The sequence below is a fragment of the Enterococcus sp. E4-223 genome, assembly GCF_035727065.1.
Taxonomy (GTDB): domain Bacteria; phylum Bacillota; class Bacilli; order Lactobacillales; family Enterococcaceae; genus Enterococcus_B; species Enterococcus_B faecium.
On the sequence record NZ_JAPMLH010000001.1, the window covers coordinates 536,907 to 543,247 of the forward strand.

A 6,341-nucleotide genomic window follows, 5' to 3' on the forward strand; every position below is an offset into this window, starting at 1 on the left:
TTTATCACCTCTACTTTAATGCTGGCCAATATTTTTTGTTTACTTTGATCATTTCATCTAGTATTTTTTTTGCGACTCTGGCATTTGGTACGGTTTGATTCAATGTAAATGCTTGTAAAGCTTTTTGATAAGAACCTTCAAAGTAAGCATCTACTAGTAACTTCTCTGCTGCAACTTGTGCCTCCATCAATCCTTTATGAAAATCACTGATTGGTTTTCTTAGTGTAATTGGCTCCACACCAGTTGCACCAACATATGCCGGTATTTCAACAACTGCATCTGACCGTAGATTCGGAATCGCCCCTTGATTAGGAACGATTAGCATAAAGCGACGACGATCATCATTCAACAAGGAAATAGCTATATCGACGATATATTGTCCATGCTCCCCAAAATTAAAGTTCAATACTTCTTCCACAATACCGCGGCGTATTTTATCAGCCATTTCTTTGGTATTTTTCTCTCGTCCATCCATGACCATATTAGCACGTGTATACTCTTTGTCAGTATGCTCAACGACCATATCAGGATATAAGTAATACTCTAAGTAATTATTCGGGATATTACTTGGAAAATTTTTCGTGATGACTGACATCATTTGAAAGGTTTTTTGCCAAGTTTTGTCTCCTATATTAAAATCGGCGACTTGCATTTCTTTTGTTATTAGTTTTTCAATAATCTCTGGCATAATTTCTCGTTGCAATTCTTTATCATAAATCGATGTATACCAGCCAAAGTGGTTTAAACCATAATACGTAACGATCCAATTCTTACGATCATAACCGTAATTCACTGCAATCGTTTCTTCAATTGAAATAGTCATATCACAGGCATTAATCATTTTTACATTCGGATATTTACGACGAACAGCTTCAGAAACGATCGACTCTGGATTTGTATAATTCAAAATCCATGCTTTGGGGGCATAGTCTTGTATATGATCAACAATTTCCAATAAACCTTTGATTGAGCGCATCCCATAAGCAAATCCTCCGAGTCCACACGTTTCTTGTCCTACTAATCCATGTTTAAGTGGAATCTTTTCGTCCTTTTCTCGCATCTCCAATCCTCCAACACGAATTTGTGAGAAAACAAAATCGCATCCTGTAAAAGCAAGCTTTGGATCATCCGTTGCACGAATGCGAATATTTGAAAAACCTTTTCTTTTCAGCATAAATTTAACAATCAAGTACATATCCATATTTCTTTCTTCATCAATATCATATAAACGTATTTCAGATAATGGCAACCGTTTTTCATTGTTCAAAATGGCTTGAACGATTCCTGGTGTATACGTACTCCCGCCTCCAGCTATAGTGATAATCTGTTTTTTCATCATCATCTTTTCCTTTCTATTCTTCTAATAATTTATTGAATTCTGCCATAACATAAGTCACTTCTAAGCCGATGATAATTTGATAATTTTTTTCAGTTGGTTTAATGATCCCGCTTATCCCTAATTGCTTGATTCGCTGTTCCTCGACCATGGTGGGATCCACTACCTCTACCCGTAGGCGTGTATTACAACTATAGACATCCAGGACATTGGCTTTTCCTCCAAACGCTTGTAGCATTTTTGTTGCCATATATTCATAATTTTTACTTGCTAACCCTAACTCTGTTTCTTCTAAGGTTACTTCATTGCCAAACTTTGCCTTAGCTTCACGTCCTAATGTCTGAATGTTTCTCTTATTGATCAAATAATAAAAAGTAACGTAATACAAGGCAAAAAAGAAAATTCCGATTGGAAGAATCAAAATAGCATTGGTAGCGATTCGAAAATTGATGAGATAATCAACAATACATGCTCCGAATGTAAAACCAATTCGTATATTGAATAAGTAACAGACAATCCCTGCTAAACCGGCAAAAAGTGCATGGATCACGTACAACATAGGAGAAAGAAACATGAAACTAAATTCAACAGGCTCAGTGATATTTGCAATAAATGAAGTTCCTGCACCGCTTCCCATGATTCCTTTGACCATCTCTTTATTTTCTTTATAAGCTGCTTTATAGATAGCTAGACATATAGCTGGTATACCAAACATCATTACTACAAAAAAACCTGATAAAAACAGTCCAGCCTGAGGATCTCCGTTGATAAAGCGTGTCATCTCTCCTCTGAAAACTTCCTTGCTAGGAGATGGATAGCTTCCTAAATCGTAATAAATATACGTATTCAACACATGGTGCAGTCCAAAGGGGATCAGCAAACGATTCAAAAACATAAATATCCCCACACCTAATGCCCCCATATCAACGAGCAGTTTTGCAAAATTATCAATCCCAATTTGGATGAGCGGCCAGATAAAGCCCAAAAAAACAGCTGCGATTGTTTGTAGAATCATCACCATAGTCAATGGGAATTTTTCGCCCGCAAAATAAGAAAAAACTACTGGTAATTTTTGTTCTTTAAAGCGATTATACGTCCATGCCGCTACTAAATCGGAAATAATTCCACCAAAAATCCCCATATTCACTTCTGGGTCCATAATTTCTAAGCCTTTTTTCAAGGTAGCAATCGCTAAAAAACCAGTAAGTGCAGGTATTCCTTTGTCCTTATTTTTGACAAAACCGATTGCAACTCCTATAGCAAATAAGATATCCAAGTTTCCAAAAACGGCATTTCCAGCTGCACCAATTACTGGGATGTTCAGCATATCATCAGCTGATAAACGCATGATCAATCCCGCTAATGGCATCGCTGCAACTGGAAGTAGCATCGCTCTTCCAAGCTTCTGCACATTTGATTTAACATTCATTTTTATTCCTCCTCTATTAAATATCCTCATATGTTACTAACTCAATCAAAGGATCATTTTTCACTTTTTGAGCAAATGCTGAATGAATTAAAAATTCGACTTGGTGGGTACGAGGATACACAAAACTTGAACCATTTAACAATTCCTGATCCAAATACGCTGCGTGACACATGACTTCGATCGTTTTATCTTCTCTCAGTATCATGAGTAAACTTGCCAAATATTCTTCCACACTCGTATTGATTTGTCGTTTTTTTTCATCAGTTTCTCCTACGACATCGAAACAAGGCTTAAAATAATCGACATGACGAACTTCATCTTTTCGTTCAAAGTTGCTCCGAACCGGCAAATCATATTTTTTTGCTAATGTAACAACTACCTCCTGATTTTCATCCAAAGTATGAGTATGATGATGACTGTCTAAATGAGTTGGTATGATCCCCGCATGATAAATTTTTTGAATCTGAGCATTCCATTCCTGATACAGTTGATCTTTGTCAATGTTAAATGGATGCTGATAATAAGATAAGGATCTGAACTCTCCGCTTCCCATAAGAGTATCGACAGTTTTGAGAAGTGGTTTGCCACACGTCAATGTTAAATGGACTCCTACACCTAGCCTAGGCATTTCCTTTCTTAGTTTCACAGCGTGCTCGAAACCTGGCATATTTGCCATCAATGTAGTTGATGTCAAAATTCCTCGCTGATAAGCATCCATAATCCCATAATTCACACCATGGCTATAGCCAAAATCATCCGAATTAAAAATCACTTTTCCCATTTCATTCTCCTTCTTTTTTCTACTAAAATAGGCGCAACCAAATAATCATAGTCCATTTACTATGTGTCATTTGGTTGCGCCTATAGATAGTTACGCCCTTATTTTAATAGATTCGTGCTAGATGAATTGCCAAATAGATGATTTCATTTTCTTGAATGGCAAGTTGAAATTGCTGTTCGATGATATCTTTAATCTTTAGTGCTGTACAATACGCTTTGCTATGTTTAAATGTTTCAATAAAAAAACCAATATTTTCTACTGGCGTTTCTTCCTGATAAATCAAGCGTTTAACCAGGAATTTGATATGAACCATTAAGCGATGATAAGTCAGTGATTCTTTATCATAAACGTTTGAATAGGATTTTTCTAGATGGGACAAAATCGTGGTCGTCATTTCTACTATTTTTAAGCTCTTTAAACTATTAGGCTCTCCTAGCTCAGCATTAATGATATGCATAGTGATGAATCCTACTTCATTTGACCCTAACTCGGTTTGATATCGATGATTGATTCGCTCGACCACTTCTATTGCTATATCATATTCATTTGGATAAAGGAATCTCATTTCTGGCAACATAATTGCTGTGACATCTCTATCTTCTCTTTTTCGTTGAATAGCAAAATAAATATGATCTGTCAATGTAATATAGATATTTGAATCTAATGGAGAGGAGATCCTAACTGTTATCAGTTCAATCACTTCTTCCGCAAAATCCATAAATTCGATTGGAATCTGCGAGACTATCTCACTGAATCGTTTGATCTTTTCTTTAGAATCTAATACAAATAATTTGTCAGCATCCTCAACATCAAATGGCTTACTCACTTTAGCAGAAAAGCCAATCCCTTTCCCCATCGCAATTTTTTCTATTCCATCGTCATCGATCAATACAGCATTATGATTCAGCTTTTTCATCACATACACCGTTAATTCACCTCCTCTATATGATAAAACAAAACAACTTGCAGACTCCTTCATACATATTTTTGTCTCCAAACAATTTTTAAAGACAAAAAACGACCTAAGAAAGAACCCTTTCTTAGGTCGTGCCTAATTGAATAGTAGCACTCTACATAATTTACAAAAATAGTTTAACACATAATAAAAGCGTTATCAATATCTTTTTTACTCGTTTTATGATAATACTTGTATCGAATTGATTTGGAGGTAATTACATAAAAACAAAAAAATATAGCAACTCTCTATAAGAAAGTTGCTATATTGATAATTATACCGGCGGCCGGGGTCGAACCGGCACGTCCTCAACGGACACTGGATTTTGAGTCCAGCGCGTCTGCCAATTCCGCCACGCCGGCAAATTTAAAAATAATAACTGGGGTAGCTGGATTCGAACCAACGCATGAGGGAGTCAAAGTCCCTTGCCTTACCGCTTGGCTATACCCCAAGAATAAAGGGCGAATGATGGGAATCGAACCCACGAATGCCGGAGCCACAATCCGGTGCGTTAACCACTTCGCCACATTCGCCATCATAAAAGATGTTATTTAATTTCTCAATAAAAAACTAAGATGAAGACATCTTAGTCAATACCGGCGGCCGGGGTCGAACCGGCACGCCCTCAACGGGCACTGGATTTTGAGTCCAGCGCGTCTGCCAATTCCGCCACGCCGGCAAGTTGATTTATTAGTACTAAGGCGGTAACCGGATTTGAACCGGTGATGAAGGTTTTGCAGACCTCTGCCTTACCACTTGGCTATACCGCCATTATACTATTATCAATCTATAAAATAAAGAATAAATTATAGAAACTGGGGTAGCTGGATTCGAACCAACGCATGAGGGAGTCAAAGTCCCTTGCCTTACCGCTTGGCTATACCCCAAGAATAAAAAGGGCGAATGATGGGAATCGAACCCACGAATGCCGGAGCCACAATCCGGTGCGTTAACCACTTCGCCACATTCGCCATGGCAGGGGCAGCAGGAATTGAACCCACACTAACGGTTTTGGAGACCGCTGTTCTACCTTTAAACTATGCCCCTATAAAATGGAGGAGAGTGGATTCGAACCACTGAACCCTAAGGAACGGATTTACAGTCCGTCGCGTTTAGCCACTTCGCTACTCCTCCATGGTGGCGCGGGACAGAATCGAACTGCCGACACACGGAGCTTCAATCCGTTGCTCTACCAACTGAGCTACCGCGCCATATTTTAAAATTATTAATTGAATAACAAGAACGACGGTTCCGACGGGAATCGAACCCGCGATCTCCTGCGTGACAGGCAGGCATGTTAACCCCTACACCACGGAACCAGTTCATTATGGAGGTTAACGGGATCGAACCGCTGACCCTCTGCTTGTAAGGCAGATGCTCTCCCAGCTGAGCTAAACCTCCAACATTCAATTAAAATGACCCGTACGGGATTCGAACCCGTGTTACCGCCGTGAAAGGGCGGTGTCTTAACCGCTTGACCAACGGGCCAGGTAAATTTGCTACGGAGAGTAAGGGATTCGAACCCTTGAGACAGTTTGCACCATCTACATGATTTCCAATCATGCTCCTTCGGCCTCTCGGACAACTCTCCAGAGTGAAAGAAGCTCAATACTCTTTCTCAAAATGAGAACTCCGGCAGTAGGACTCGAACCTACGACATCATGATTAACAGTCATGCGCTACTACCAACTGAGCTATGCCGGAATAACATCAGCGTGGCGACGTCCTACTCTCACAAGGGGCAACCCCTCACTACAATCGGCGCTAAGAAGCTTAACTTCTGTGTTCGGCATGGTTACAGGTGTATCCTTCTCGCTATCGCCACCACACTGTGGTGTTA

At 39.2% G+C, this 6,341-nt stretch carries 4 protein-coding genes, 15 tRNA genes and 1 rRNA gene; all 20 read right to left on the reverse strand.

Annotated elements, in window-relative coordinates:
• Positions 1-10: 10 nt before the first annotated feature.
• Positions 11-1,339, reverse strand: coding sequence for a family 4 glycosyl hydrolase (locus tag OS139_RS02645; RefSeq protein WP_002337791.1), 1,329 nt, complete (start codon positions 1,337-1,339; stop codon positions 11-13).
• 13 nt (positions 1,340-1,352) lie between these two features.
• A complete protein-coding gene (locus tag OS139_RS02650) occupies positions 1,353-2,795 on the reverse strand; it encodes a PTS transporter subunit EIIC (RefSeq protein WP_325066784.1) in 1,443 nt (480 codons plus the stop codon).
• Positions 2,782-3,546: a carbohydrate deacetylase gene (locus OS139_RS02655; RefSeq protein ID WP_325066785.1), complete on the reverse strand. Its 765-nt coding sequence runs from the start codon at positions 3,544-3,546 to the stop codon at positions 2,782-2,784. Before OS139_RS02655 ends, OS139_RS02650 begins: the two co-directional genes overlap by 14 nt.
• A gap of 103 nt (positions 3,547-3,649) precedes the next feature.
• On the reverse strand, positions 3,650-4,525 hold the full coding sequence (locus tag OS139_RS02660) for a PRD domain-containing protein (RefSeq protein ID WP_016627928.1): 876 nt from the start codon (positions 4,523-4,525) through the stop codon (positions 3,650-3,652).
• 253 nt (positions 4,526-4,778) lie between these two features.
• A tRNA-Leu gene (locus tag OS139_RS02665) sits at positions 4,779-4,863 on the reverse strand.
• Positions 4,864-4,880: 17 nt separating this feature from the next.
• Positions 4,881-4,952 (reverse strand) — tRNA-Gln (locus OS139_RS02670).
• A gap of 9 nt (positions 4,953-4,961) precedes the next feature.
• Positions 4,962-5,034, reverse strand: a tRNA-His gene (locus tag OS139_RS02675).
• A gap of 61 nt (positions 5,035-5,095) precedes the next feature.
• A tRNA-Leu gene (locus tag OS139_RS02680) sits at positions 5,096-5,180 on the reverse strand.
• 20 nt (positions 5,181-5,200) lie between these two features.
• Positions 5,201-5,271, reverse strand: a tRNA-Cys gene (locus OS139_RS02685).
• Positions 5,272-5,316: 45 nt separating this feature from the next.
• Positions 5,317-5,388, reverse strand: a tRNA-Gln gene (locus tag OS139_RS02690).
• 11 nt (positions 5,389-5,399) lie between these two features.
• A tRNA-His gene (locus OS139_RS02695) sits at positions 5,400-5,472 on the reverse strand.
• Between the two features lie 2 nt (positions 5,473-5,474).
• A tRNA-Trp gene (locus tag OS139_RS02700) sits at positions 5,475-5,548 on the reverse strand.
• A gap of 6 nt (positions 5,549-5,554) precedes the next feature.
• Positions 5,555-5,635: transfer RNA gene (locus OS139_RS02705), tRNA-Tyr, on the reverse strand.
• A 1-nt stretch (position 5,636) separates the two neighbouring features.
• Positions 5,637-5,712: transfer RNA gene (locus OS139_RS02710), tRNA-Phe, on the reverse strand.
• 35 nt (positions 5,713-5,747) lie between these two features.
• Positions 5,748-5,820 (reverse strand) — tRNA-Asp (locus tag OS139_RS02715).
• A 9-nt stretch (positions 5,821-5,829) separates the two neighbouring features.
• Positions 5,830-5,902: transfer RNA gene (locus OS139_RS02720), tRNA-Val, on the reverse strand.
• 15 nt (positions 5,903-5,917) lie between these two features.
• Positions 5,918-5,989: transfer RNA gene (locus OS139_RS02725), tRNA-Glu, on the reverse strand.
• Between the two features lie 14 nt (positions 5,990-6,003).
• Positions 6,004-6,092, reverse strand: a tRNA-Ser gene (locus OS139_RS02730).
• Between the two features lie 39 nt (positions 6,093-6,131).
• Positions 6,132-6,205: transfer RNA gene (locus tag OS139_RS02735), tRNA-Asn, on the reverse strand.
• A 9-nt stretch (positions 6,206-6,214) separates the two neighbouring features.
• Positions 6,215-6,330: ribosomal RNA gene (gene rrf, locus OS139_RS02740) — 5S ribosomal RNA — on the reverse strand.
• Between the last annotated feature and the right edge of the window lie 11 nt (positions 6,331-6,341).